This is a genomic window from Pseudomonas petroselini (genome assembly GCF_045037875.1).
GTDB lineage: Bacteria > Pseudomonadota > Gammaproteobacteria > Pseudomonadales > Pseudomonadaceae > Aquipseudomonas > Aquipseudomonas petroselini.
The window spans coordinates 2,452,712-2,476,783 of sequence record NZ_CP173614.1; the positions used below are offsets into that span (position 1 = coordinate 2,452,712).

General features: G+C 60.3%; 21 protein-coding genes and 4 pseudogenes. 14 read left to right on the top strand and 11 right to left on the bottom strand.

Going from position 1 to position 24,072, the window contains the following annotated elements; translation table 11 throughout:
- Positions 1-673 precede the first annotated feature (673 nt).
- Positions 674-1,039: pseudogene (locus ACI512_RS11490) on the top strand (hypothetical protein); the annotation flags it as partial.
- Between the two features lie 142 nt (positions 1,040-1,181).
- On the opposite strand, the gene ACI512_RS11495 reads toward ACI512_RS11490, so the two are convergent.
- Both ACI512_RS11495 and ACI512_RS11500 read right to left on the bottom strand, forming a co-directional pair.
- Positions 1,182-1,946, bottom strand: coding sequence for an HNH endonuclease (locus ACI512_RS11495; protein WP_236380467.1), 765 nt, complete (start codon positions 1,944-1,946; stop codon positions 1,182-1,184).
- A 141-nt stretch (positions 1,947-2,087) separates the two neighbouring features.
- On the bottom strand, positions 2,088-2,489 hold the full coding sequence (locus ACI512_RS11500; RefSeq protein WP_405121808.1) for a colicin E1 family microcin immunity protein: 402 nt from the start codon (positions 2,487-2,489) through the stop codon (positions 2,088-2,090).
- A 151-nt stretch (positions 2,490-2,640) separates the two neighbouring features.
- On the opposite strand from ACI512_RS11500, the gene ACI512_RS11505 reads away from it, so the two are divergent.
- Complete coding sequence (locus ACI512_RS11505) at positions 2,641-2,964, top strand: hypothetical protein (protein WP_236380466.1); 324 nt, start codon at positions 2,641-2,643, stop codon at positions 2,962-2,964.
- Between the two features lie 144 nt (positions 2,965-3,108).
- On the opposite strand, the gene ACI512_RS11510 is transcribed toward ACI512_RS11505, so the two are convergent.
- Positions 3,109-4,335 (bottom strand): MFS transporter, encoded by a 1,227-nt coding sequence (locus ACI512_RS11510; RefSeq protein WP_046034531.1) that lies wholly within the window; start codon positions 4,333-4,335, stop codon positions 3,109-3,111.
- Positions 4,336-4,618: 283 nt separating this feature from the next.
- Between ACI512_RS11510 and ACI512_RS11515 the strand changes: the two genes are divergently transcribed.
- From ACI512_RS11515 to ACI512_RS11525, 3 genes and pseudogenes are all read left to right on the top strand, one after another.
- Positions 4,619-4,873 (top strand): hypothetical protein, encoded by a 255-nt coding sequence (locus ACI512_RS11515; protein ID WP_012722780.1) that lies wholly within the window; start codon positions 4,619-4,621, stop codon positions 4,871-4,873.
- 189 nt (positions 4,874-5,062) lie between these two features.
- Positions 5,063-5,830, top strand: a pseudogene (locus tag ACI512_RS11520) (MCP four helix bundle domain-containing protein); the annotation flags it as partial.
- Between the two features lie 48 nt (positions 5,831-5,878).
- On the top strand, positions 5,879-6,688 hold the full coding sequence (locus ACI512_RS11525) for a methyl-accepting chemotaxis protein (RefSeq protein WP_370636466.1): 810 nt from the start codon (positions 5,879-5,881) through the stop codon (positions 6,686-6,688).
- A gap of 5 nt (positions 6,689-6,693) precedes the next feature.
- Here ACI512_RS11525 and ACI512_RS11530 read toward each other — a convergent pair.
- Positions 6,694-7,040: pseudogene (locus tag ACI512_RS11530) on the bottom strand (hypothetical protein); the annotation flags it as partial.
- A 324-nt stretch (positions 7,041-7,364) separates the two neighbouring features.
- Between ACI512_RS11530 and ACI512_RS11535 the strand changes: the two are divergent.
- Entirely contained in the window at positions 7,365-8,267 is a 903-nt protein-coding gene (locus tag ACI512_RS11535; protein WP_064055060.1) for a LysR family transcriptional regulator, read from the top strand.
- On the opposite strand, the gene ACI512_RS11540 is transcribed toward ACI512_RS11535, so the two are convergent.
- Both ACI512_RS11540 and ACI512_RS11545 read right to left on the bottom strand, forming a co-directional pair.
- The gene (locus ACI512_RS11540) at positions 8,259-9,017 is read right to left on the bottom strand and encodes a substrate-binding domain-containing protein (protein ID WP_064055061.1); all 759 of its coding nucleotides are present in this window, start codon (positions 9,015-9,017) and stop codon (positions 8,259-8,261) included. The two genes, ACI512_RS11535 and ACI512_RS11540, sit on opposite strands and share 9 nt — an antisense overlap.
- On the bottom strand, positions 9,017-10,321 hold the full coding sequence (locus ACI512_RS11545) for an MFS transporter (protein ID WP_236380461.1): 1,305 nt from the start codon (positions 10,319-10,321) through the stop codon (positions 9,017-9,019). The genes ACI512_RS11540 and ACI512_RS11545 overlap by 1 nt, the downstream gene beginning before the upstream one ends.
- A gap of 247 nt (positions 10,322-10,568) precedes the next feature.
- On the opposite strand from ACI512_RS11545, the gene ACI512_RS11550 reads away from it, so the two are divergent.
- The 6 genes and pseudogenes from ACI512_RS11550 to ACI512_RS11575 all read left to right on the top strand — a co-directional run bounded on the left by ACI512_RS11550 (position 10,569) and on the right by ACI512_RS11575 (position 16,795).
- Positions 10,569-11,291: a GntR family transcriptional regulator gene (locus tag ACI512_RS11550; protein WP_012722786.1), complete on the top strand. Its 723-nt coding sequence runs from the start codon at positions 10,569-10,571 to the stop codon at positions 11,289-11,291.
- Entirely contained in the window at positions 11,288-12,076 is a 789-nt protein-coding gene (locus tag ACI512_RS11555; RefSeq protein WP_012722787.1) for an SDR family oxidoreductase, read from the top strand. Before ACI512_RS11550 ends, ACI512_RS11555 begins: the two co-directional genes overlap by 4 nt.
- A gap of 67 nt (positions 12,077-12,143) precedes the next feature.
- A pseudogene (locus tag ACI512_RS11560) lies at positions 12,144-13,076 on the top strand (3-keto-5-aminohexanoate cleavage protein).
- Between the two features lie 63 nt (positions 13,077-13,139).
- A complete protein-coding gene (locus ACI512_RS11565) occupies positions 13,140-14,018 on the top strand; it encodes an SMP-30/gluconolactonase/LRE family protein (RefSeq protein WP_046034535.1) in 879 nt (292 codons plus the stop codon).
- A gap of 73 nt (positions 14,019-14,091) precedes the next feature.
- Positions 14,092-15,414: an MFS transporter gene (locus ACI512_RS11570; RefSeq protein ID WP_046034536.1), complete on the top strand. Its 1,323-nt coding sequence runs from the start codon at positions 14,092-14,094 to the stop codon at positions 15,412-15,414.
- 55 nt (positions 15,415-15,469) lie between these two features.
- The gene (locus ACI512_RS11575; protein ID WP_231809622.1) at positions 15,470-16,795 is read left to right on the top strand and encodes an MFS transporter; all 1,326 of its coding nucleotides are present in this window, start codon (positions 15,470-15,472) and stop codon (positions 16,793-16,795) included.
- Here ACI512_RS11575 and ACI512_RS11580 read toward each other — a convergent pair.
- Positions 16,750-16,995, bottom strand: a complete 246-nt coding sequence (locus tag ACI512_RS11580) for a hypothetical protein (protein WP_236380458.1) — start codon at positions 16,993-16,995, stop codon at positions 16,750-16,752. The two genes, ACI512_RS11575 and ACI512_RS11580, sit on opposite strands and share 46 nt — an antisense overlap.
- A gap of 60 nt (positions 16,996-17,055) precedes the next feature.
- Here ACI512_RS11580 and ACI512_RS11585 point away from each other — a divergent pair, with 60 nt between their 5' ends.
- Both ACI512_RS11585 and ACI512_RS11590 read left to right on the top strand, forming a co-directional pair.
- A complete protein-coding gene (locus ACI512_RS11585) occupies positions 17,056-17,979 on the top strand; it encodes a LysR substrate-binding domain-containing protein (RefSeq protein WP_012722791.1) in 924 nt (307 codons plus the stop codon).
- Positions 17,980-18,028: 49 nt separating this feature from the next.
- Positions 18,029-18,391, top strand: coding sequence for a 5-carboxymethyl-2-hydroxymuconate Delta-isomerase (locus ACI512_RS11590; RefSeq protein ID WP_012722792.1), 363 nt, complete (start codon positions 18,029-18,031; stop codon positions 18,389-18,391).
- A 125-nt stretch (positions 18,392-18,516) separates the two neighbouring features.
- Here the strand turns inward: ACI512_RS11590 and ACI512_RS11595 are convergent, their stop codons facing one another.
- The 4 genes from ACI512_RS11595 to ACI512_RS11610 all read right to left on the bottom strand — a co-directional run bounded on the left by ACI512_RS11595 (position 18,517) and on the right by ACI512_RS11610 (position 24,066).
- A complete protein-coding gene (locus ACI512_RS11595; RefSeq protein ID WP_046034538.1) occupies positions 18,517-19,452 on the bottom strand; it encodes a LysR family transcriptional regulator in 936 nt (311 codons plus the stop codon).
- 137 nt (positions 19,453-19,589) lie between these two features.
- Complete coding sequence (locus ACI512_RS11600; RefSeq protein ID WP_236380456.1) at positions 19,590-20,777, bottom strand: cyanate transporter; 1,188 nt, start codon at positions 20,775-20,777, stop codon at positions 19,590-19,592.
- Positions 20,778-21,001: 224 nt separating this feature from the next.
- The gene (locus ACI512_RS11605) at positions 21,002-22,444 is read right to left on the bottom strand and encodes an aldehyde dehydrogenase family protein (RefSeq protein WP_236380453.1); all 1,443 of its coding nucleotides are present in this window, start codon (positions 22,442-22,444) and stop codon (positions 21,002-21,004) included.
- Positions 22,441-24,066 (bottom strand): 5-guanidino-2-oxopentanoate decarboxylase, encoded by a 1,626-nt coding sequence (locus ACI512_RS11610; RefSeq protein ID WP_236380451.1) that lies wholly within the window; start codon positions 24,064-24,066, stop codon positions 22,441-22,443. Before ACI512_RS11610 ends, ACI512_RS11605 begins: the two co-directional genes overlap by 4 nt.
- Positions 24,067-24,072: the final 6 nt, after the last annotated feature.

Genomic DNA, 24,072 nt, shown 5'->3' on the forward strand with positions numbered 1-24,072 from the left:
AAATTATTGGTCTTTGACAGTACTTTAGGTCAGCTGTTATGGCGTTGCGGGATGGTGATAGGTGTTTTGAATATAGAGATGGTGGGATGCTTTTTAGACATTTCCCACCGTGCATATGGTTTACGTGCATTTGCGCCTCCATATCATTCCATTGTTCAACGCCATCCTTACTCAGGTAAACGAGCATCGTACTATCGCTCATCATCGCCTTTTGCCATCTGGATTGCTACCTATGCTAGGTTTACCAAGGGTTCTCATTCAAAACGTCCGGCTAGGTCTGCGTTCCCCTGACCAGGAGGCATCCATTGAGCAAACGCTGATACCTAGTGCCGCAGCTTACTTAGAAAGTGAAATTGAGATGGTTAGGACCTAGGGCTTATAGGGCATTTTTAGGGCAAACCCCAGCCCTGTCCAGGCATTCCCACGCCATGCTAAAATCCAAAACCACCGAGATAGACGGCCTGAAGCGGCCTCGGGGGCCGCTTCAAAGCGTTCGAATCCCTATCTCTCCGCCATACTTAGAAAAGCCCCGTAGATCAAGGTCTCGGGGCTTTTTGCATTTCGGGATTCTACGTAAAGATTCTAAGTAAAATACATCTCCTTTAGCGCTCCTTGTTTCCCCTCTCTACGTCGATTGGCCTTATTCGCGACAACCCCAAGCACTTCGACCGTCATTCTCCTTGAGCGGCGTCGTACGCATCTTCAAGCTAAGCCATGGCTAGGGGTGTGCTTCGCCTATGGCCTGCCACACAAGCCCTATATCCAGACGATCCTGCCCCACTGGTTGAGCATGCCGAGGGTGCCGAAGGGTGATCAGGTATGGCAGCACAGTGAAGCCTGTCAGCAGCGTATCGACGCGAACGGCAATTGGCTGCGCCAGACTGATGGCAAGATCTTGGACAAGGCGATCTAGCCGGAAGTGGAGGCGATTGGCAACACCGAGTGGTTTCAGAGCCACGCTAGAACCGTGGACGACCATTCAAGCAAGTCGGTAGGGGGCACCAAGACGCTTGAAGCCTTGGGCGCTTTTTACATTGTGGATAAATTTGGAAAGCGTATCACTAGCCTCCTGCATTGGTCAGCTCGTGGTTGGCATGCGTTCAAATGCCATTTTCGCTAAACCCCGATAGGATATGCGCTTTGCGTGGCTTGACTCTATAACTATTGCGTGCCCAAGATCATTAAGTTCTGTGAATGGGAAATCGCTTGTGTTTGCAGGAACATTTAGAGTTGCAACGTACTGGCCGAGGACTCCCACAACTATGCCTAGATTTTTTTGGACCAGGAATAAAATAGATACACGATCCGTGCACAATCTCGCAGAATAATTTATCCAGTGCATATTGTTCTGAATCCTTTTCATCTACTGGCGTAAACTCGTCGTACACTTTTAGTCCGAATTCAGAAAAATCATCTTTTTTAGATTTGGGGTTGAACTCCATAAGTGCTCTGAGTTCTTCGTGGTTTACATTTTTTCTGAACCACTCTCCAAACGCAAAGTATCCACCAGATAAGGCAACCTTAGCAGCAAACTTTATCCTCCCGAATCTGGATAATTTGAACTGACTGTTAAAGTTTTTACCAGATATTTCGTGCTTTGAAAGTTCTCTACGTTGTACAGGGTCGTAAACTAGCAGTCCGTCGTTTTCAGAAAATTCAACTTGTACCGGGCGGTTGTCTTCCCCCATGTTGGATTTTTTTACAATGACTTCAGGTTTCTTTTTGCTATGGCCCCGAGCATCAAAGTTACGCCGGCGAAACAACACTAAGAAGTCATTCGCTAAATCGCCGTCGATATCGGAGCCAATCTTAGAGTTGTATTCCTTACCAACCGGAATCGTGAAATCGTTTGATCCTCCTAGTGACAATGGAATTATGTGCTCGGCGCTTGAACTGTTTACGTCAATCTCTGTATCAGTATGTGGACAATAAATTGTGTTAAGCATGAGCAGTCACCGATTGGTATCGTAGCTTTTGCGCTAACTATGGCACTTGTCAGTGCTTATATTGATGGCGCGCACGTGAAGAATTTTAACGATGCGCTTGATGCAATGCTGCCTTAAAAGAGAAGGGAGAAAGTGGAATTTTTAGGCCGCTTTTTTTAATGCCATATACATTAGATAAATACCAAAAATGGGAACTGCTAGGATCGCACAGGCTACATAAAAGATAGCATATAGGCCATTTTTCCCAGGTGACTCAGTAAATAAGCCGGTAGTCCAGAATTCTGGCGTTGTGAAGCGAAGCGCAGTTTTTTCGATGATCATCCGCGAAAAAGGGAATAAAAAAGTACTGCATACACCCAGCGTTAAAAAAATGGGGTTTGTCCTTTCTATGAATGTTTCCCCACCAAACCAATTGGTAAAGAATAGAATGAAAATTCCTACCGAGATTATCAAGTTTCGGAAATAGTATTTTATATGCAAAGTATGCTCGCGTTTAAATTCAATTTTAGTTTGAATGCTACCGTGCTCAGTATCGCATAGCAAATGTCATAGGTGGCGATGGGCTAATAGTGAGCCTCACCGACACATGATTTTCCTCATACCCCACGCCCGTGTATTCAAATGCACCACATTGAGTAAAAGCTCTAATTGGAAGTCATTACATTCGACCTCTCACTTATCAAGCAGGTGCTCTATGAAGAACGTGTTGGGGTTGTTGTTTTCGCTGGTTGCCACGCCGGCATTTGCGCAATCGGTCGAAACAGAGATGAACCAGTTAAAGGTCCGAGCCGATAGCTGTATCGCTTCGTCACAGGCTAAGCAGCATTGTGAACGCACGGCGGAATGCATTGAGTATCAGCGCTACAGCAAGGCGTTGATGCCTGAGGGGCTGCCGGGCTACTACGATGCCCATCTGCGTGATAAGACCATGAGCCCGGCAAATGGAACAGGGGTGAGCACGGCAGCTAAAGCCAAGATCCAGGCAGATAAACTCATTGAGCAATGTGCTGCCAGCTAACAACTGCATTTGTAGGTTGATCTGAACATCGGGGGCCATGGAATGCCATGAATGGTCAGACGTTGCGCTCTCTGATCGGACCACAGAAACGAAAAAGCCCCGTAGCTGAATAAGCTACGGGGCTTTTTCGTTTCTGTGGCTCGGTCAGGCGGGTTGAGCCGCCAAGCTATTACTGACCTTACGGCCCAGCACCAGCACCGTCACAAAACCTGCACCCACCAGCGCCGTGGCCAGGCTCAACAGCACCGCGCTGCCCAGTTGGTCGACGATACGCCCGCCAAAGAACGAGCCCAAGGCAATGATCACTTGGAACAGGGCGACAAACAGCGGCATGCCGCGCTCCACATCTTTCGGCGCTACGACAAACATCCAGATACTGGCGCACGCCGGGAAGGCGCCAAAGGCGAAGCCCCATAGCCCGATCAGCATCGCTGCGCCGGTCATGCCGGTGGCGAAGTAGGGGAACAGGGCGGTGCTGGTGCCGATCATCAGCGCAACCAACAGCAGGGTGTGACGTACGCTGCGGTTGGCGGCGAAACCGGCAAAAATATTACCGAATACCCCGGCCACGCCAAAGAGCAGCAACAGCGAGCCAATGGTCGGTCCGTCGAAGCCGGAGCTGTATTTGAAGAACGGCGCGACATAGGTGTACGCGGCAAAGTGCGCCAGGCCGATCAGCAAGACAGCGATCAACCCGACACGCGCTTGCGGGTTGATAAACAAGGCCGGCAGGTCACTGACGCGAATCGCTTTTTCCGGGGTGAGTCGGGGGAGGAGGAAGACCTGCGCCAGCAGCACCGGTACGCCCACCAGTGCGGTGACCAGGAAGGTCATGCGCCAGCCCATCAGGCCACTGAGCCAGGTGCCGACGGGCACGCCCAGTACGGTGGCCAGGGTCACGCCCATCATGATGATCGAAGTGGCCTTCGCAACATCCACGCCCTTGGGGGCCAGGCGGCCGCTGAGGGCGATGGCCGTGGCCCAGAAACCGCCGATGCTGATGCCCAGCAATACACGGCCGAACAGCAGCAGGCTGAAGTCGCTGGCGAAGGCCACGACCGAGTTGGCGATGATCATGATCAGCGTCAGGCCGATCAGCAGGTAACGGCGGTCCATGGCGCCAATGCTCACAGACAGCAAGGGCGCGGCGAGGGCGGCCATGATGCCCGGCAAGGTCACCATCAACCCGGCGTGGCCGGCGCTGATGCCGAGGTCGCTGGCGACGTCATTGAGTACGCCCACCGGGAGAAACTCACTGGTCACCAAGGCGAAGGCGCCCACGGCGACCGAGAGAATCGCCAGCCACTGCTGCTTGAGACTTTGTTGATTATGTTCGGGAAGGCCGCTAGGGGCCTGGCTGGCACTTGGCATAGTGTTGGGTTCCAGGGTTAACGTCGCCTGAAGCCAGGCGAAAGGGGAGGGAATAGGGAAGGGATTATAGGAACCCGTCTTGAAAATCGAGCAGGCGCTCCGTTCGATAGTAATCATCAGTGCAATCGATGCGACGCTCTAGCACGCACTACATGACCGGTACACCTTTCGCACATGCTTCCAAAACGTTGCCTACAAGCAGCGCGTTGCGATACCCCGGGCAACGCTTTACTTTGTGGTGGCGCTCGAGATGGAGTGCCCACAACTGCAAAGGAATTGCATCATGAGCAAGAATACGAAAGAAACCTCCGACAAGGTCGCGACGTTGGCGGCCCAAACGCTCAACAGCCCAGCCTCCTCAGCCCTCGCCAAAAGCCTCGCGGCTTCAGCGCTAGCCCAGAAAGACCACGACAAGCAGACGGGTGCAGAAATGGAGGCGAAAGCCGGGAGGGTACTCGGCGCCAATCACTACAACGAAACCACCAAAACGCTTGCCGCCTCGGTCCTTTCACAATCCAACAAAGAGCGCGGAAGCTGAGTCACCTCCGGTCGCTAAAAGGAGCCCGTGACCGAAGAGGTTACGGGCTTTCTCGTGCTGTATTTTTCTCCTTTTTCCCAGCAGTAGAAATATTAAGTAGCACTTTCATCCACATCGCTAAAGTCCTGCCCCAGCAGGCCGAAACGCTCTTATACGACATCGTATCCCCAATAAGAGAGTCCCCTGAAAATGTCCCTTCGCAGCCTGTCCATCGCCCGCCGTGCGGGTCTGGGTTTCGCCTTGATTGCTTTGCTGGTGGCCCTACTGGGTTTTTTTGCGCTGTCGAACATGGCAAGCATCCGCGCCAGTGCGGTGCAGGTTGAAAGCGGGCTGGTGCCCAAGATGCGGCTGGTGGCGGACATCCGCGAAATCATGCTGCGTATTCGTACGATCTCTTTGCGCATGGCGCTGGACCCGAACCCCGCCAGCCTTGCGCAGTACCGCAGCCAGATGGACACCCGTAGCCAAGACCTGACGAAAAGGCTGGCCGAGCTCGATGCGGTCATCGACACCCCTGAAGTGCGCTCGCTCTATGACCAGTTTCAGGTGTCGCTGCGCCTGTACCAGCAAGGTCTGACACAGTCCTTCGTCCTCGCCGACAAGCAGCAGGGCGCCGAGCTTAACAAGTTGCTGCTGGTGGACATGAAAACCGTGGTCGATGGTTCGGGTGCGCAACTCAATGCCCTGGCTGACTACTACAACGCGCAGGTCAATCAGCAGGGCCAGGAGGCCGAGTCGCAATACAGCCGTTCGCGCACCATGGTGGTTGGCTTCGTGCTGCTGGCCGCCTTGAGTACGGTGGCGCTGGCGTGGTTGTTGACTCGCAGCATCGTCGGTCCGCTGAGCCATGCGGTGCGGGCCGCCGAAAACGTGGCCCACGGTGACTTGACTCAAACGGTAGACGTGACCGGCGACGACGAAGTAACCCGCTTGCTCGTGGCGCTCAAGACCATGCAGTCCAACCTGCGCGGGACCCTGCAACTGATCCGCCAGTCGGCGGGGCAGATGGCATCATCCGCCACCGACCTGAATGGCATCACGGATCAAAGCAGCCGCAGCCTGCAAAAGCAGACCGCTGAAATTGAACAGGCCGCCACCGCCGTGAACGAGATGACCTCGGCGGCGGATGAGGTGGCGCGCAATGCCGTCTCCACCTCCGAGTCCACTCGCCTCTCCAATGAAACGGCGCGCGAAGGCCAGCATCGTGTCGGCGAAACCGTCAACGCCATCCAGGCCCTGAGCTCTAACATCGGTGAAACGTCGACGCTGGTGCAGAACCTCGCCGAGCAATCGCGCGATATCGGCAAGGTACTCGACGTGATTCGCTCCATTGCCGAACAGACCAACCTGCTGGCCCTCAATGCTGCCATTGAGGCTGCGCGTGCCGGCGAATCCGGGCGTGGCTTTGCGGTCGTGGCTGATGAAGTGCGCGCATTGGCGCACCGTACCCAGCAATCAACCCTGGAAATCGATCAGATGGTGACCGCGATGCGCACGGGGTCTGACCATGCACTCACATCAATGCAGTCGAGTACCCAGCGTGCCACCGATACCTTGGCGTTGGCTGAGGGCGCAGGTGGTGCATTGAGCCAGATCACCGACTCCATCGACCAGATCCACCAGCGCAACCTGGTTATTGCCAGCGCCGCCGAGGAGCAGGCGCAGGTGGCCAAGGAAGTTGACCGCAACATCGTCAATATCCGTGACTTGTCTGCTCAGTCCTCGTCCGGCGCCGGGCAGATCAATGGATCGAGCCGAGAGCTGGCGCAGTTGGCCGTCGCGCTGAACGAGGCGGTGGCGCGTTTTCAGCTGTAGCGGGACTAAGGTGACGGCGTGAGTGAATCGGACATCAGTTCCAACACCCGATCTCTTCCGCCTTCGGCCAGTACATAGGTTCCTCGACCGGTCGGCACAATCGACTGCGGCGCCTTCAGGAACGATTGGATGTTCAGCCAGGAGTTTTCAGGTGGCTGAACACCACCGGGTCGCTGCCTTCCTGGACCCGGTCGCGCAGCACTGTCAGGCTCTGGTCGCTCCAGCGATAGCGCAACAATCGCGCGAAGGGCTTGCGGTCTTCAATGGCGTAGAGGTCGTCGCCGTCATCCCACAAGCCCTGCACGTTCTCACCTCTGAACAGTTCGGTGACGACGCCGTCCTTGAGGAAAGTCCGCCGAGGGTGAGTAGGATTCAATCCTGCTTGACCATTGGCGTGATGCAAGAAGCAACTGATCGATGCCGATATCCGGCGTCTCGTCGTCTGTCCAGAACTGATGGGTTTCCATGGGTGGCTACGTCTTCCGTTGTGTAGGTCAGGCCGCAAGTATTGACCCATTTCGACGATTGCGTGTCCGCAGACGGCCAATAACCTACTGATATGTATGACTTCATATTTGTAGTAGGGTTATTACCGCAAACCGCTCTGCCACACATGGCGCCCCACCGGCTCCCATACGATAATGCCCACCACCCCGACCACTCTGGCTTCCCTCCCGTGATCATCAACTTCGACCTCAACGACCTCCAGGCCTTCCGCGCCGTGGTAGACAAGGGCAGTTTCCGAGGCGCCGCCGAGGCCATCCGCATCTCGCAACCGGCCCTGAGCCGGCGGATCGAAAAGCTCGAAACCGCCCTCGACGTAAAACTGTTCGAACGCACCACCCGGCGGGTCAGCCTGACCATGGTCGGTCGCGCATTCCTGCCCCAGGTCGAACGCATGCTCGACGATCTTGATGTGGCGTTGATGGGCATCAGCAACGTCGCGTCCACGCGCATGGGCAATGTGACCATCGCCTGTGTGCCGTCCACCGCGTATTACTTCATGCCCCACGTGATCTCCGAATTCCACAAGCTGTATCCGAAGATTCGCCTGCGGGTGCTGGATGCCAGTGCGGGTGAGGTGTGCAATGCGGTGGAGAGTGGCGAGGCGGATTTTGGCGTGAGTTTTAGCGGTAGCCTGGCCGATGAAGTGGAGTTCGAACTGCTGTTGCAGGAGCGCTATGTGCTGGCCTGTCGCCGCGACCATCCGCTGGCCCAGCGCGACAGCGTGACCTGGACCGAAGCCTATGAGCACGACTACATCACCGTCGACAAAACTTCCGGCAACCGCTTCCTGCTGGACCAGGCCTTGCGCGGCGTGCGGGTGAAAAAGCCGAGTATCTGCGAGACGCACCACGTGACCACGATGATCGGGCTGGTGGAGGCCGGGCTGGGCGTGGCGATGGTGCCGTCGATTGCGATGCCGGCGCTGGAACACCCGATTCTGGTGAGTGTGCCGTTGGTGGAGCCGCAGGTGATGCGCAATGTGGGCTTGATCAAACGCCGCGGGCGGACATTGCCACCGGCGGCGCTGGAGTTGGAGCGGTTAGTGCGCGAGATGCCGTTTCGCTCAGCGTGACACCGAGTCCAGGCCGGTGGATTGCACCACCGGTTGCGCCTCGGGCGACGCCAGGTAATGCAGCAGCGCCTTGGCCCGCGTCGGGTGCTCGGCGTTGACCGGAATACCCGCCGCAAAGCGCGTCACCGATTGCACGTCCTCCGGGATCTTGCCGACATAGGTCACACCCGGCACCGGCAACAATTCCGCCACCTGCTGCAAGCCCACTTCGTAGTCTCCCTTGGCGACCTGTTCGGCCACCGGGAGGCGTTCGATCATGGTGCCCTTGGCGGGCATGCCGAGCTTCTTGAACAGCTCTTTCTCGACATACACACCGCTGGCGCTGTCCGAGTACGCCACGGATTTGGCTTGACTCAGCACGGCTTTCAGTTCGGCGTCAGTCCCGATGGCAGGCTTTGGCACGCCGGCCTTCACCACCAGGCCGATGCGCGAGTCCGCCAGTTCCACACGGGAGGCCGGGTCGACCTTGCCTTGCTTGATCAACTCATCCAAGGCGTAGCCGACCATGATCACCACGTCGGCGTGTTCGCCACGGGCCAGGCGGTTGGGAATCGCTTCCGGCGCCTTGCCCATCGACGGGCCGAGGATGGTGTCCAGGCTGTCGCCGCTTTGCTTGGCGTACTGCGGGCCGAGCAATTTATACGCGGCAGTGAAGCCGCCGGAGGTCATCACCTTGAGCTGTTCGGCCTGGGCCGTCAGCGCCAGGGCGCCGAGGGCCAGGGCCGTCAGGGTCTTGAGCAGTGGCTTCATCACGCGGCCCCCTGCATGACTTGCCCACGGGCATTGGCGCGGCGATACAGCGCCAGGGTCGAACACAGGGCGCACAGCGCGGCGAACATCAGCCAGTAGGCCGGCGAGGCCTTGTCTTCGGTGATGTGGATGAACCAAGTGGAAATCGCCGGGGTAAAGCCGCCGAAGATCGCCGTTGCCAGGCTGTAGGCCAGGGAGAAGCCCGCCACGCGCACTTCCACCGGCATGATTTCGGTCAGCGCCGGGATCATCGCGCCGTTGTACATGCCGTAGAGGAAGGAGAACCACAGCAGGGTTTCCAGCATATGGGCGAAGCTTGGCGAATTCACCACGTAGGACAGCGCTGGATAAGCGGTGAGAACGGTCAGCGCAGTCATGGCGATCAGTACCGGCTTGCGGCCAAAACGGTCGCTCAACGTACCGCCGATCGGCAGCCAGACAAAGTTCGACACGGCCACCAGCAACGTCACCAGCAGGGCATCGGAAGTGCTCAGTTGCAGCACGGTCTTGCCGAAGGTCGGCGCGTACACGGTGATCAGGTAGAACGCAGTGGTGGTCATGGCCACCATCAACATGCCGCCAATCACCACCGTCCAGTTTTTCGCCAGGGTTGCCAGCACTTCGCGCATGGTCGGGCGATGCTTGCGGTTGGCGAACTCTTCGGTTTCCTGCAGGCTGCGACGCAGGATGAAAATGAACGGGATGATCACGCAGCCGATGGCGAACGGAATACGCCAGCCCCAATCGGCTACCACAGCCGGCTCCATCCATACGTTCAGGCCATAACCCAGCGCGGCGGCGACCACGATAGAGATCTGTTGGCTGCCCGATTGCCAGCTGGTGTAGAAACCTTTGCGGCCCGGTGTCGCCATTTCAGACAGGTACACCGACACGCCGCCCAATTCCGCGCCGGCCGAGAAACCTTGCAGCAGGCGGCCCAGCAGCACCAGCAAGGGCGCCCACAAGCCAATGGTGTGATAACCGGGCACCAGCACGATCAGCAGCGTGCCGCTGGCCATGATCGACAGCGTCACGATCAGCCCTTTGCGGCGACCGACGTCATCGATGTAGGCACCCAAAATAATCGCGCCCAACGGCCGCATCAGGAAGCCCGCGCCGAACACGGCGAAGGTCATCATTAATGATGCAAACTCATTAGCGGAGGGGAAGAACGCGGCAGCGATGTAGGTGGCGTAGAAACCGAACAGAAAGAAGTCGAACTGTTCGAGGAAGTTGCCCGAAGTAACGCGGAATACCGCACCAACTTTCGAGCGGGCAGAGTCGGGCCGTGTAGGGCTAGTCATGGTTTTGTGTCTCCAGCGTTCTTTTTAAAGTGCTTGTTTCGCTTAAGACCTGGAATAGTGGCTGACACATTTAGAAATGATAAGTGACAAATTTGGATGGATTGATGTTCGTTGGCTATCAATCGGCCGTGCAGTCGAAAATTCATCAGCTGTTTTTGCCTGCGATTTGCAGTTGGGAAACTATTTGACATATTTGATTTGTGATCACATATTGAGGCCATAAGAACGACAACACAGGTTTTGCCTCATGACAGATGGTCCGCTCCTCCTGCCCACCCTGCGCCAGGTGTCCCGCGATACCTTGCAAGACCAGGTCTATCGCCAGATCCGCGAAGCATTGATGAGTGGCCGTTTCCAGCCCGGCCAGAAACTCACCATTCGCGGCCTCGCCGAAGCCCTCGGTTCCAGCCCGATGCCGGTGCGCGAAGCCCTGCAACGCCTCAGCGCCGAAAACGCCTTTGAAGTCACCGAAACGTCCCGTCTGCGTGTACGCCTTATGACGGTCGAACGCCTGCGCGAAATTCGTGATGCGCGGGTCGCCCTTGAAGGGCTGCTGGCGGAAAAAGCCGTGCTGCTCCTGCAAAAGGCCGACCTCGATGAAATCACCGACCTGTGCCAGCAAATGCAGCACGCCGCCGACGAAGTCGACGTGTCGCGCTACCTGTGGACCAACTTTGCCTTTCACCGGCGTATCTACGCCGTGGCCCAGGCCGAGTTGACCATGGCCGCCGTGGAAAACTTCTGGCTGCACATGGGCCCGTGCTTTGCGCTGGTCGCCCCGGATAAAGCTCACCTGCAACGCTCGATGGAGGCGCACACGCGCATTGTCGAGGCCCTGGCTGCCCGTGATGGCGCCGGTGCACGCGCGGCGGTGACCGATGACATCATGCAGGCCGCCGATTCCCTGGCGCGCCTGCTCGTCAAGAGCGACCGTTCGCGGTCGTCTGCTTCAGGAGGTAAACGAGCATGAGTGTCCTACAGCGGCTGCAGCCCTATCCTGGGTTACGTGTATTGATTTCCGGCGGGGCTGCCGGCATCGGTGAAGTGCTGGCGGCGGCATATCTGGAGGCCGGTGCCCAGGTGCATGTGTGTGATGTGAGCGAGCCAGCCCTGGCCGCGTTTCGCGACAAATACCCGGGCACCGTCGCCACCCGCGCCGACGTCAGTGATGCCGCGCAGATCGAGGCGGTGTTCAAGGTACAGCGCGAGCATTTCGGCGGCCTTGATGTGCTGGTCAACAACGCCGGGATCGCCGGGCCTACCGGCGGCATCGATGCGATCAGCGACGCCGAGTGGCAAGCCACCATCAACATCAATCTCACTGCGCAGTACCGGTTTGCCCATCACGCGGTGCCGATGCTCAAGGAATCATCCCACGGCCACCTGCTGCATATCGCCTCGGTGGCGGGGCGCTTGGGCTACGCGTGGCGCACGCCGTATGCGGCGACCAAATGGGCGATTGTCGGTTTGATGAAATCCCTGGCGTCGGAGCTGGGCGAGAGCGATATCCGCGTCAACGCCTTGCTGCCCGGCATCGTCGAAGGCCCGCGCATGGACGGTGTGATCCGCGCGCGTGCCGAACAGGTCGGCGTGCCCGAAGCCGAGATGCGCCAGGAATACCTCAACAAGATTTCCCTCAAGCGCATGGTTACCGCCGAAGACGTGGCAGCCATGGCCTTGTTCCTCTGTTCGCCCGCCGCACGCAATGTGACCGGCCAGGCGATCAGCGTCGACGGTAACGTCGAGTACCTGTAAGCCACGGAAGAACATATCGCGCTGTACCCAGGATTTTTTTCATAAGAATAAAAGTCGGAGATTCGTCATGTCCAAAAAACGTCCTGTCATCATTACCTGTGCCGTTACCGGTGCGATTCACACGCCGTCGATGTCGCCGCATTTACCAATCACTGCGCAGGAAATTGCCGACGCCGCCATCGGCGCCGCCGAGGCTGGCGCCGCGATTGTCCACCTGCATGCCCGTGACCCGGTTGACGGCCGCCCCAGCTAGGACCCGGCGCTGTTCGCCGAATTCCTGCCGCACATCAAGGCCGCCAGCGACGTGGTGATCAACATCACCACCGGCGGCGCACCGACCATGGGCGTGGAAGAACGCCTGCAACCGGTGATGCAGTTCAAGCCGGAACTGGCCTCGCTGAACATGGGCTCGATGAACTTCGGCCTCTACGAAATGCTCAACCGCTTTACCGAGTTCAAGCACGACTGGGAACGGCCTTACCTGGAAGAGAGTGACGACCGGATTTTTCGCAACACCTTCCGCGACATCACCCACATCCTCAATTCGTGCGCCGAGAACCGCACGCGGTTTGAGATCGAGTGCTACGACATCGGCCACCTGTACACCGCCGCGCATTTCCTCGAACGCGGCCTGCTCAAGCCGCCGTTGTTTATCCAGTCGGTGTTCGGCCTGCGCGGCGGCATCGGCGGCCACCCGGAAGACTTGGCACACATGCGCCGCACCGCCGACCGCCTGTTCGGCGACGACTACGTGTGGTCGATCCTCGGCGCCGGGCGTGGGCAGATTCCGCTGGCGACCATGGGCCTGTCCATGGGCAGTAACGCCCGTGTCGGCCTGGAGGATTCGCTGTGGGATGGCCCGGGCAAGCTGGCGGCGTCGAATGCCGACCAGGTACGGCGTATTCGCACGGTGATCGAAGCCCTCGGGCATCGGGTCGCCACGCCGGATGAAGCGCGGGAAATCCTCGGGCTCAAGGGGCGCGACCAAGTCAATTTCTAACCCGACAAACCGCCGCGTCAAGGCGCGGCCTGCATCCCGCACAACAACAATAAGGGGATCACCATGCGTATCGAAGTGCTTGTGGACGTCAAGACCACCCTGGGCGAAGGCCCGGTATGGGACGTCGAGCAACAACGTTTGTATTGGATCGACAGCGCCGACGGCCGCATCCTGCGCTGCACCGAGGATGGCCGCGAGTTGCGCGCCTGGGAGGTGGGCCAGAAGATCGGCTCCATGGCCCTGCGCCACGCTGGCGAGTCTGCGATTGTCGCGCTGCAGAACGGCGTGCACACACTGGACCTCAGCAGCGGAGAGCTCAACCTGGTCATCGACCCGGAACCGCACCTGCCCGATAACCGCCTCAACGACGGCAAGGTCGACCGGCAGGGCCGTTTCATCTTCGGTTCGATGGACACGCTTGAAGACAACGCCAGCGCCAAGCTTTACCGCCTGGACGCCGACCTGAGCCTGCACACCCTGGACGAAGGCATCATCGTGTCCAACGGCCCTTGCTGGAGCCCGTCGGGAGAGACCTTCTACTTCTGCGACACCTGGTCCGGCGAGATCTGGGCCTACGACTATGACCTCGCCACGGGCAATGTGAGCAACCGCCGCACCTTCGCCAAGGTCGACACCTGCGGCGGTGGCGCCGCCGACGGCTGCACCGTGGACGCCGAAGGGTGCCTGTGGCAAGCCCTGGTCTATGCAGGGAAGCTGGTGCGCTACACCCCGGAGGGTCAGGTCGACCGCGTTATCCAGATGCCGGTGAAAAAGGTCACCAGCCTGACCTTCGGCGGGCCGAACCTCGACACCCTGTTTGTGACCTCCATGGCCAAGCCGCCGCTGCCACGTTTCCCGGCAGACGGCCAGCAGCGCGGAGCGCTGTTCGCCATTACCGGGTTGGGCGTGCAAGGAATAGCCGAGCGACGGTTCGCCAGCTAGCGCGTGTGTTCAAAAAGGCATATTCCTTCGCAACCTTGTGTCAGTGCGCGCCCTCGCGCGCCTGGAGAGGCCCATGGCAACTATAAAAAAAGCATCGCTGCGCAGCATTCACCGGCATTCCTGGGTATCCCTGCTGGTCTGCTGGATGATCTGGATCCTCAACGCCTACGACCGTGAGATCGTATTGCGCCTGGGGCCGACCATCTCCAAGCATTTCGATTTGTCCGCCGATCAATGGGGCACCGTGGCCACGGTGGTCATGCTGGCCTTGGCGTTGCTGGATATCCCCGGCTCGATGTGGAGCGACCGCTACGGTGGCGGCTGGAAACGTGCGCGCTTCCAGGTACCGCTGGTGCTGGGCTACACCGCGATTTCGTTCCTGTCCGGCTTCAAGGCGTTGAGCGGCAACCTCGCCACCTTCATTGCCCTGCGGGTCGGCGTCAACCTCGGCGCCGGCTGGGGCGAGCCGGTCGGCGTCAGCAATACCGCCGAATGGTGGCCGGTGGAACGTCGCGGCTTTGCCCTGGGCGCGCACCACACCGGCTACCCGATTGGCGCGATGCTCAGCGGCATCGTCGCGAGTTTTGTCATCACGGTGTTTGGCGAGGACAACTGGCGTTATGTGTTCTTCTTTGCCTTTGTGGTGGCGCTGCCGTTGATGATCTTCTGGGCGCGTTATTCCACCGCCGAGCGCATCACCGCGCTGTACGTCGACATCGCCGCCAAAGGCATGACCCCGCCGGACAACGCGCCGGCCAGCCAAGTCAAAGGCGAAGCCTGGCGCACCTTTGTCGCCACCTTGCGCAACCGCAATATCGCCCTCACGGCCGGTAACACCATGCTCACGCAGGTGGTGTACATGGGCGTGAACATCGTGCTGCCAGCCTACCTCTACAATATCGCCGGGCTGTCATTGGCCGAGTCGGCAGGGATGAGCGTGGTGTTCACCCTCACCGGCATCCTCGGGCAACTGGTGTGGCCGTCGCTGTCGGACATCATCGGCCGGCGCACCACCCTGATCATCTGCGGGCTGTGGATGGCGGCGAGTGTCGGCGCGTTCTACTTCGCCAATACCCTGACGTTGATCATCGTTGTGCAACTGCTGTTCGGCCTGGTCGCCAATGCGGTGTGGCCGATCTACTACGCGGTGGCCTGCGACTCGGCCGAGCCGTCGGCGACCTCCACCGCCAACGGCATCATCACCACAGCGATGTTCATCGGCGGCGGCCTGGCGCCGGTGCTGATGGGCAGCCTGATCGCCATGGGCGGCGGTTGGACCACGCTGCACGGTTACACCGTGTGTTTCTTCGTGATGGCCGGCTGCGCCCTGGGCGGCGCGCTGCTGCAACTGTTTTCCCATCGCCCCCAGGCGTTGGTTGTGCAACTCGACTCCTAGAACAACACCGATGCGCCCCCCAGCCTGGCTGGCGGGGCGCCAAGAGGAATTGCCGATGACTACCGCCCCCCACGCCCGCGAGCCGCAGGCGTTGAACAAACTGATGTTCGTCAAGCTGATGCCCTTGCTGATCATCGCCTACATCCTGAGCTTCCTGGACCGCACCAACATTGCCTTGGCCAAGCATCACCTGGACGTCGATCTGGGCATTTCCGCCGCGGCCTATGGACTGGGCGCGGGGCTATTTTTCCTGACCTATGCGCTGTCGGAAATCCCCAGCAACCTGATCATGCACAAGGTCGGCGCCCGCTTCTGGATTGCGCGGATCATGGTGACCTGGGGCCTGATCTCGGCGGCCATGGCCTTTGTGCAGGGCGAGACCTCGTTCTACGTGCTGCGCCTGTTGCTGGGAATTGCCGAGGCCGGTCTGTTTCCAGGCGTGATGCTGTACCTGACCTACTGGTTCAACCGCGAACAACGGGCGCGCGCTACCGGTTATTTCCTGCTCGGCGTGTGCTTCGCCAACATCATCGGCGGCCCGGTGGGCGCCGCCTTGATGCGCATGGACGGTCTACTCGGCTGGCACGGCTGGCAGTGGATGTTCCTGCTGGAAGGCTTGCCGGCCGTGGCGTTCGCCTGGGTGGTGTGGCGCAAACTGCCGGACCGTCCGAGCAAGGCGCCCTGGCTGTCGGCCGAGGAAGCACGCGGGATCGAACAGCGCATCGCGCTGGAAACCGAAGAGGGCGCGGGCGAGGGTGGGCACTCGTTGAAAAACTGGCTGACCCCACAAATCTTGCTGGCGATCTTTGTGTACTTTTGCCATCAGATCACTGTCTACACGGTGATCTTTTTCCTGCCGAGCATCATCAGCAAATACGGCGAGTTGAGCACCATGAGCGTTGGCCTGCTGACCTCCTTGCCCTGGATCGCGGCGGCACTCGGCGCGGTACTGATCCCGCGTTTCGCCACGACGCCGGGGCGTTGCCGTCGACTGTTGGTCACCGGGCTGCTGACCATGGCGCTGGGGTTGGGCATTGCGTCGGTGTCGGGGCCGGTGTTCAGCCTACTGGGCTTTTGCCTGTCGGCGGTGATGTTCTTTGTGGTGCAGTCGATCATCTTTCTGTACCCGGCCTCGCGTCTCAAGGGCGTGGCACTGGCGGGCGGGCTGGGGTTCGTCAACGCCTGCGGGCTGTTGGGCGGGTTTGTCGGGCCGTCCGTGATGGGCGCGATCGAGATGAGCACCGGCAATGCGATGAATGGCTTGAAAGTGATTGCGCTGGTGCTGGTGGTGGCCGCGTTGGCGGCATTGCGTCTGCGCCAGGGCCAGGAGGCGGCTCAGACCAGCAGCGAAGTCGGAAACCCGGAAGCCAGCACCAGATAAGCCACGACCGCCGCCAGGCATAACCCGACAAAGGCGCGCAGCAGTGTCCTGGCGGTGGGATGAGCGATGAACTTGATGGCCCAGAGCAAAACGCCGCCGAGCAGGATGCTTAAGGCAAGAATGACCAGCACGGTGGCGTTCCTGTGACCATTGAGAGCTGATTTATAGTCGCAAAGCGCCTGGATGAACAGTGCGCGCATAGACGCAGCCCCCCGCGCTTTCTAAACTGCGGCTTGGCTTGGGGAAAGGGGCTGGCGCCGATGAATCGCAATGAGTTACGCAAGGCCGACATCAACCTGATGGTGGTGTTCGAAGCGTTGATGCTTGAGCGCAATGTGACGCGGGTGGCGGAGAAGCTGTTTCTCGGCCAGCCGACCATCAGTTCGGCCCTCAACCGCTTGCGCACGCTGTTCAACGACCCGCTGTTCATTCGCGTCGGCCACCGCATGGAGCCCACCGCGCGGGCCGAGGAAATCATCCAGCACCTGTCGCCGGCCCTGGATTCGTTGTCATCGGCCTTGAGCCTGACCCACGATTTCGACCCGTCCGTCAGCACCATGACGTTCCGCATCGGCCTGTCCGATGATGTCGAGTTCGGCCTGCTGCCACCGCTGCTGCGCGCCTTGCGCCAGGAAGCGCCGCAAGTGGTGTTCGTGGTGCAGCATGTGGACTACTGGCGCATTCCCGACTTGTTGGCCTCCGGCGATATCACCGTCGGCATCACCCAGACCCGTGGCCTGCCGGCCAATGCCAAGCGCAAGCTGCTGCGCCATATCCGCCCACGCTTGCTGCGCGCCGATGCGTCGGACACACCGCTGACCCTCGATGAATATTGCTCACGGCCCCATGTGCTGGTGTCTCACACCGCCAACGTGTCGGGGTTTGCCGATGAGTGGCTGGCGGAAATCGGCCGAAAACGCCACGTGGTGCTGTCGGTGCCGCAATACAGCGCACTGCCGGCCTTGCTGGCAGGCACGGACCTGATCGCCAGCCTGCCGGACTACACCGCCGAGGCCATGGCGGTGTCGGGCCACCTGTTCTGCGAGCCGTTTCCGTTCGAGACGCCGACCCTGGATTTGTCCATGGTCTGGCTCAGCCATGTGGACACCGACCCGGCCGAGCGCTGGGTGCGTTCGCGGCTCGAGGCGTTTATGAGTGATCGAGGGTTGGCGACCCAGGCCTGACTCACGTGATATATCTACAACTCTTCCTACAACAAATTCGGAGCCCTCCATGCCACATCTGCACTTGGAATACACCGCCAACCTGACGAACCTGGCCGTTGAGAAAACACTGCTAAGGCTCAACAACGTGCTGATGGCGTCCGGGCAGTTCGGTTCCGAGTTCGATATCAAAAGCCGGGCGGTGAAGGTCGAGACTTTTCTGGTCGGTACTTCCCTGAGCCCGCGTGGCTTTATGGCGGTGAGGCTGTCACTGCTCAGTGGGCGGTCGCCGCAGGTCAAGAAACAGTTGTCGGAGAGCCTGCTGGCGGCGTTGCAGGATCTGGGCGACTGGCCGGCGGATATCCAGGTTCAGCTGAGCGTCCAGGTGATAGACATGGATCGCGAGTCCTACAGCAAAGTCGCCATCGGCTGACACACCATCAACTGTGGCGAGGGAGCTTGCTCCCGCTGGGCTGCGCAGTGGCCCCAACATCTTGGGAGCGTTTCGCACTGGAGCGCCAGCCCGGTCCAACGGGAGCAAGCGCCTCGCCACAGACGTTAGAGTAACCCCTGATCCGCGCACACCTTCACCACCTGCTCACGAAACCAGGTATTGGCACTGTCCTGTTCACTGGTTTCATTCCACTGCATCTCCAGCGTGAACCCCGGCAAGCCGTTGGGCACTTCGCAATGGCCGAACACCGTCGCGGGCGCCAGCAGTTTTTGCACGCGGCGCGGCAGGGTGACGATGAAGTCGGTGCCGGTGATCATCTTCAGCGCCGCGCCGTAGCTGTTGGCGCGGGCGATCACTTGGCGCTTGTGCGCCTGGCGCGCCAGCCAGCCGTCGATCATGTTGGTGTCGGAGGTCCACGGCGTGGGGAATACATGGCGCCGCTCGACGAAGGATTGCAGGCTGAAGGCCGCTTCCCGCGGTGCCGAGCGCTTATCGAAGACGCACACCAGGTCGTCCTCCAGCAACATCTGGGTGCGGAAGTCTTTATGGGCACGGTGGAAGTTGGGGCCGAAGCAGATCACCAAGTCCAGGCGGCCCTCACGCAGGTCATCGGCGGGGATGTCGGTTTCCAGTTTCTGCACATTGACGATCACCGGCAGGTCGGCGTGATCGAAGTGTTTCAACAGGCGCGGCAGGATCAACTGTTCGAAGTATTCCGGCGCGCAGACATTGAACGTCACGGCTTTCTGGGTCGGGTCGAAGGCCTGGCCACCGGCGTGGCACAGGTTAATGCTTTCGAGGATCTTCTGCACATGGCCGTACATGGTGGTGGCCTTGTACGTCGGCCGCATGCCCGCCCGGGTGTTGATAAACAGTTCGTCTTCAAAACTGGTGCGCAGCTTCTTCAAGCTGTAGCTCACGGTGGACTGGCTGACAAACAGCGTTTCGGACACCTCGGTAACGCTGCTCTGGTCGTAGACGGCGATAAACACCATCAAGTCCTGCATATCGAGTTTTCTGAGCAAGTTACTGTTTAACATCGGTTTCGTCCGTAAACCCGTTGTACCGAACTCAGTACAAGACAGCGCAAAAGCTTAACGGAACGGACGTGCCAATAGAAAGCGCTGTAGGGCGTTTCTATGTTTTCTGTGGGACAAATACTGTTTGCAACACGACCTCAGCGTATATGGTGCGCGTAATACTTGGGGTTAAAACGCACGACGATCAGCAGCATCACCACGATCACTGCCGTCAGCGACCACCAGGCCCATTCGAAGCTGCCCAGCTGGTCGCGGATCATCCCGGCGATCAGCGGCGACAGCCCGGCAATCAGGTAGCCGATACCTTGCACAAACGCGGTGAGACCACCGGCGCGGCGCGGGTTGTCGAGGTGGTCGAGGGACAGGATCAGGCTCATCGGGAACAGGCCGCCGATGCCCAGGCCCAGCAGGCAAGGCCACAGCAGGCTCAGGTGTTGCGGGCTGAGGATCAAGCCGCAGAAGCCGAGGATGATCAGCACCAGCAGCACGGCCACCACCCCGCGTTTATCCTGGCGGCGGTTGGCGATGGCGGGCGTGACCAAGCCGGACACCACTTCCATGGCCGTCAAAAAGCCCAGCAGCAACCCGGCGTTCTGTTCGCTCCAGCCTTGCTCAACGTAGTACGGCGCGAGCCAGGCGAGTACGCAGGTGTAGGACGCGGTGCCCAGGCCAAAGAAGACTGCCAGCAACCAGGCGCGGCCATTGCCGAAAAACGATTCTTGAGGGCCGGCGCCGGCTTGGGGCAGGGGCGGCAGCGCTGAGCGCTGCGCATACCAGAACACCAGAGCCAGCACGGCGAGCACGGCCCAGATCGCCAGGCCAATGCGCCAACTGCCGGTCTGCACTTGCACGAAGGGTGCAAACGACGCCGCCAGCGCCGCACCGCCCATGATCGCGGTGACGTACAGGCCCATGAACAGCGAGACGTTATCGCTGAACCGCGATTTGATCAGCGCCGGCATCAACGCCTGGATCATCGCAATCCCCACCCCGGCGGCGATGGCGCTGACGATCAACTCCAGCGCCGAGTCGAGGAACAACCGCGACAGCGTGGCCGCGCCAATCACCAGCAGCGACACCACGATGCTGCGGTGCTCGCCAAAGCGCTTGGCCAGGCCCATGCCAAAGAACATCGCCAAGCCCATGGCCATTACCGGCAACATCGTCAGCAAGGCGGCGCTGCTGAAACTCAGCGGCACATCGGTGCGAATCGACGACAACAGCGGGCCCACGGCGGCCATCGACGGGCGCAGGTTGAGGGCGACCAGCACGACGCTGATCATCAGCCAGAGGGCTGTGGTGGGTTTTGTTTGAACGGTTTCCATGGGCGGGCCTTGAGTGAGCAAGGGCGAATCAGGCCATGGGCGGGAGTAGGGGGCAAATGAGAAAGTCGCTAGGTCTATCTAAAAATTGCTGACGGGCGGACTGACACACCACCGATCAAAATGTAGGAGGGGGCTTGCTCCCGATGGCGGAGGGTCAGTCAAAGATGGGCTAACTGACCCTCCACCATCGGGAGCAAGCCCCCTCCCACCTTTGCGCTGCAGTGTTAGATAGACCGGATCACGTGCTTGATCTCCTGAAACGTGGCCAGCCCCCACGGGCCCAGTTCGCGGCCGATGCTGCTTTGTTTGTAACCGCCCCACGCGGTCTGCGGGAAGATGACCTGCGGTGCGTTGATCCACACCAGGCCGGCCTGCAAGGCATTGGCGACGCGTTCGGCGGTCTCGATATGGGTGCTGACCACACTGGCGACCAGCCCGAAATCACTGTCATTGGCCAGGGCGATCGCTTCCTCCTCAGAGGCAAAACGGCGCACACACAGGACCGGGCCGAAGATTTCTTCGCTCCACAACGCGCTGTCCAGCGGCACATCGGTGAACACGGTGGGGCGAATGAAGAAGCCCTTCGGCAGATCCGCCGGGCGCTCACCGCCACAGAGCAAACGGGCGCCGTCTTCGATGCCGCGCTGGATATGCCCCAGCACCCGCTGATACTGCGCGCGGTTGATCAGCGCGCCCATTTCTACTTCATCGGCAAAGGGGTCGGCCACGCGAATGCTTTCAGCGCGTGCCTGCACACGCTGAAGGAATTCATCCGCCAGGCTGTCAGCCACCAGCACGCGACTGGTGGCTGAACACATCTGCCCAGCGTTGAAAAATCCACCGCCACAGGCCAGTTCCACCGCCAGGTCCAGGTCGGCATCCGCCAACACCAACAATGAAGATTTGCCGCCTAATTCCAGGCTCACGCCCTTGATGGTTTCGGCCGCGCGTTGCATCACCTGCACACCGACGGCGTTACTGCCGGTGAAGGAGATCTTCGCCACGCGACGGTCTGCCGCCAACGGCGCGCCGACGTCCAGGCCGGTGCCACACACCAGGTTGAACACCCCGGCCGGCACGCCTGCCTCGGCGATAATCCGCGCCAACTGCAACTCCGCCAACGGTGTGACTTCCGATGGCTTGAGCACCACGCAGCAACCGGCCGCCAGGGCCGGGGCGAGTTTCCAGGCGGTGGTCACCATGGGGAAATTCCACGGCACGATCAGCCCCACCACGCCGCACGGTTCGCGACGCAGGCGTGCGCTGAAGTCAGCGCTGGGCAGCGCCATCGGGCGGTCCTGGCCGGCGTCCAGGTCGTCGGCCACCGTGGCGTAATACTCGAAGGTGGCGATCACGTCGTCCACATCGATCGCGGCTTCAAATAGCGGCTTGCCGTTGTTGCTCGACTGCAGGTGCATCAACTGTTCGCGCTGCTCGCCCACGCCCTGGGCGATCTTGCGCAGCAGGGCGGCGCGATCGCGGCCGGTGCTTTTCGACCAGTCGGCGAGGGCTGCGCTGGCGGCGTCGACCGCCAGGCTCACGGTACCCGCATTGCCGACGCTGACCTGGGCCAGGATGGCCTCGGTGGCCGGGTTGATCACCTCCAGCACGGCCTCTCCCGCACGCCACTCACCGTTGATATACACACCGTTCACGACCGGGCTCATTGCGCCACCTCCCGCATCCACTGGCCTTGGTCGATTTCAATCAGTGTCGGTCCCTGGCGGTCAGCGGCGTTGCGCAATGCCGTGCGCAGTTGCTCGATGCCCTGGATGCTTTCGGCCGCACAGCCCAGTGCCTTGGCCACACCGATAAAGTCCGGGGTGTAGATGTCCACGCCGACCGGCTCGATGGCACGGTTGAGCATGTATTTCTTGATCTCTTCATAGCCGTGGTTATTCCACAGCAGCACGATGATCGGCGTGCGTGCTTCCACGGCGCTGGCCAGTTCCGGCAGGGTGAATTGCAGGCCGCCGTCGCCGATCAGGCACACCACCGGTTGCCCATCGCCACGCCCCAGCCAGGCGCCGATGGCGGCGGGCAGGGCGTAGCCCAAGGTGCCGTAGCCGGTGGACGAGTTGAACCAGCGGCGCGGGTGGTCGAGGTTCAGGGTCAGGTTGCCGCTGTACACCGGTTGGGTCGAGTCGCCGACCAGCACGGCGTTGGGCAGTGTGTCCAACACAGTGTCGAGGAACAGGGTTTGCGCACGGGTGGCGGCGTCCCAGGCAGGGTCCAGTTCGGCCCACAAGCGTGCGACACGTTCAGTGCCCCAGGCACTGTTGCGTGGCGGCAATGGTTGGCTGCTCAGCGCATGCACCAACGCCTCGGCGGCGATCTGTGCGTCGGCCACCAGCGCCACCTGTGGCGGGTAGTTGCGCACGGTCTGGTCCGGGTCGATGTCGATGCGCAGCAGGGCTCCGGGAATCTCGAAACCGCCGGCGAAGGTGACGTCGTAGTCGGTCTCCGCCAGCTCGGTGCCGATGGCCAACACCACGTCTGCTTCGGCCACCAATGCACGGGTAGCGACCAGGGTCTGGGTCGAGCCGATCAGCAGCGGGTGGCGTGCGGGCAGCAGGCCTTTGGCGTTGATGGTCAGGGCCACCGGCGCGCCGAGCGCCTCGGCCAATTGCGTCAGCGCCGGGGCCGCGTCGATGGCGCCGCCACCTGCCAGAATCAAGGGCCGCTTGGCCGCCGCGAGCAACTGGCTCATCTGCTTGACCGCCGATGGCGCCGCACCGGCACGGGCCACGCTGACGGGCTCACTGCCGAGCAGTGCGTCGGCATTTTCCACCAACACATCCAGCGGGATTTCGATATGCACCGGTCGTGGTCGCCCGGCCTGGAATAACGCAAAGGCCCGCGCCAACACGCCGGGTAATTCCGCCGCCGACATCAAGGTGTGGGAGAACGCCGCCACGCCGGCCATCATCGCGCCCTGGTTCGGCAGTTCGTGCAACTTACCGCGCCCGCCGCCCAATTGGCTGCGTGACTGCACGCTGGAAATCACCAGCATCGGGATCGAGTCGGCATAGGCCTGGCCCATGGCGGTGGTGATATTGGTCATGCCGGGGCCGGTGATGATGAAGCACACGCCGGGCTTGCCACGGGTGCGCGCATAACCGTCGGCCATGAAACCGGCGCCCTGTTCGTGGCGCGGGGTGACGTGACGGATGCTGGAACGGGCCAGGCCGCGGTACAACTCCACGGTGTGCACGCCGGGGATGCCAAACACCTGGTCCACGCCGTAGCCTTCCAGGAGGTTGACCAATACTTCGCCGCAGGTCGCCATAGAGGT

Coding starts and splice junctions, on each gene's coding strand:
- ACI512_RS11495 (WP_236380467.1), bottom strand. CDS start 1,946: ATGCTTAACACAATTTATTGTCCACATACTGATACAGAGATTGACGTA.
- ACI512_RS11505 (WP_236380466.1), top strand. CDS start 2,641: ATGAAGAACGTGTTGGGGTTGTTGTTTTCGCTGGTTGCCACGCCGGCA.
- ACI512_RS11510 (WP_046034531.1), bottom strand. CDS start 4,335: ATGCCAAGTGCCAGCCAGGCCCCTAGCGGCCTTCCCGAACATAATCAA.
- ACI512_RS11515 (WP_012722780.1), top strand. CDS start 4,619: ATGAGCAAGAATACGAAAGAAACCTCCGACAAGGTCGCGACGTTGGCG.
- ACI512_RS11525 (WP_370636466.1), top strand. CDS start 5,879: ATGGCATCATCCGCCACCGACCTGAATGGCATCACGGATCAAAGCAGC.
- ACI512_RS11540 (WP_064055061.1), bottom strand. CDS start 9,017: ATGAAGCCACTGCTCAAGACCCTGACGGCCCTGGCCCTCGGCGCCCTG.
- ACI512_RS11545 (WP_236380461.1), bottom strand. CDS start 10,321: ATGACTAGCCCTACACGGCCCGACTCTGCCCGCTCGAAAGTTGGTGCG.
- ACI512_RS11550 (WP_012722786.1), top strand. CDS start 10,569: ATGACAGATGGTCCGCTCCTCCTGCCCACCCTGCGCCAGGTGTCCCGC.
- ACI512_RS11555 (WP_012722787.1), top strand. CDS start 11,288: ATGAGTGTCCTACAGCGGCTGCAGCCCTATCCTGGGTTACGTGTATTG.
- ACI512_RS11565 (WP_046034535.1), top strand. CDS start 13,140: ATGCGTATCGAAGTGCTTGTGGACGTCAAGACCACCCTGGGCGAAGGC.
- ACI512_RS11570 (WP_046034536.1), top strand. CDS start 14,092: ATGGCAACTATAAAAAAAGCATCGCTGCGCAGCATTCACCGGCATTCC.
- ACI512_RS11575 (WP_231809622.1), top strand. CDS start 15,470: ATGACTACCGCCCCCCACGCCCGCGAGCCGCAGGCGTTGAACAAACTG.
- ACI512_RS11580 (WP_236380458.1), bottom strand. CDS start 16,995: ATGCGCGCACTGTTCATCCAGGCGCTTTGCGACTATAAATCAGCTCTC.
- ACI512_RS11585 (WP_012722791.1), top strand. CDS start 17,056: ATGAATCGCAATGAGTTACGCAAGGCCGACATCAACCTGATGGTGGTG.
- ACI512_RS11590 (WP_012722792.1), top strand. CDS start 18,029: ATGCCACATCTGCACTTGGAATACACCGCCAACCTGACGAACCTGGCC.
- ACI512_RS11595 (WP_046034538.1), bottom strand. CDS start 19,452: ATGTTAAACAGTAACTTGCTCAGAAAACTCGATATGCAGGACTTGATG.
- ACI512_RS11600 (WP_236380456.1), bottom strand. CDS start 20,777: ATGGAAACCGTTCAAACAAAACCCACCACAGCCCTCTGGCTGATGATC.
- ACI512_RS11605 (WP_236380453.1), bottom strand. CDS start 22,444: ATGAGCCCGGTCGTGAACGGTGTGTATATCAACGGTGAGTGGCGTGCG.
- ACI512_RS11610 (WP_236380451.1), bottom strand. CDS start 24,066: ATGGCGACCTGCGGCGAAGTATTGGTCAACCTCCTGGAAGGCTACGGC.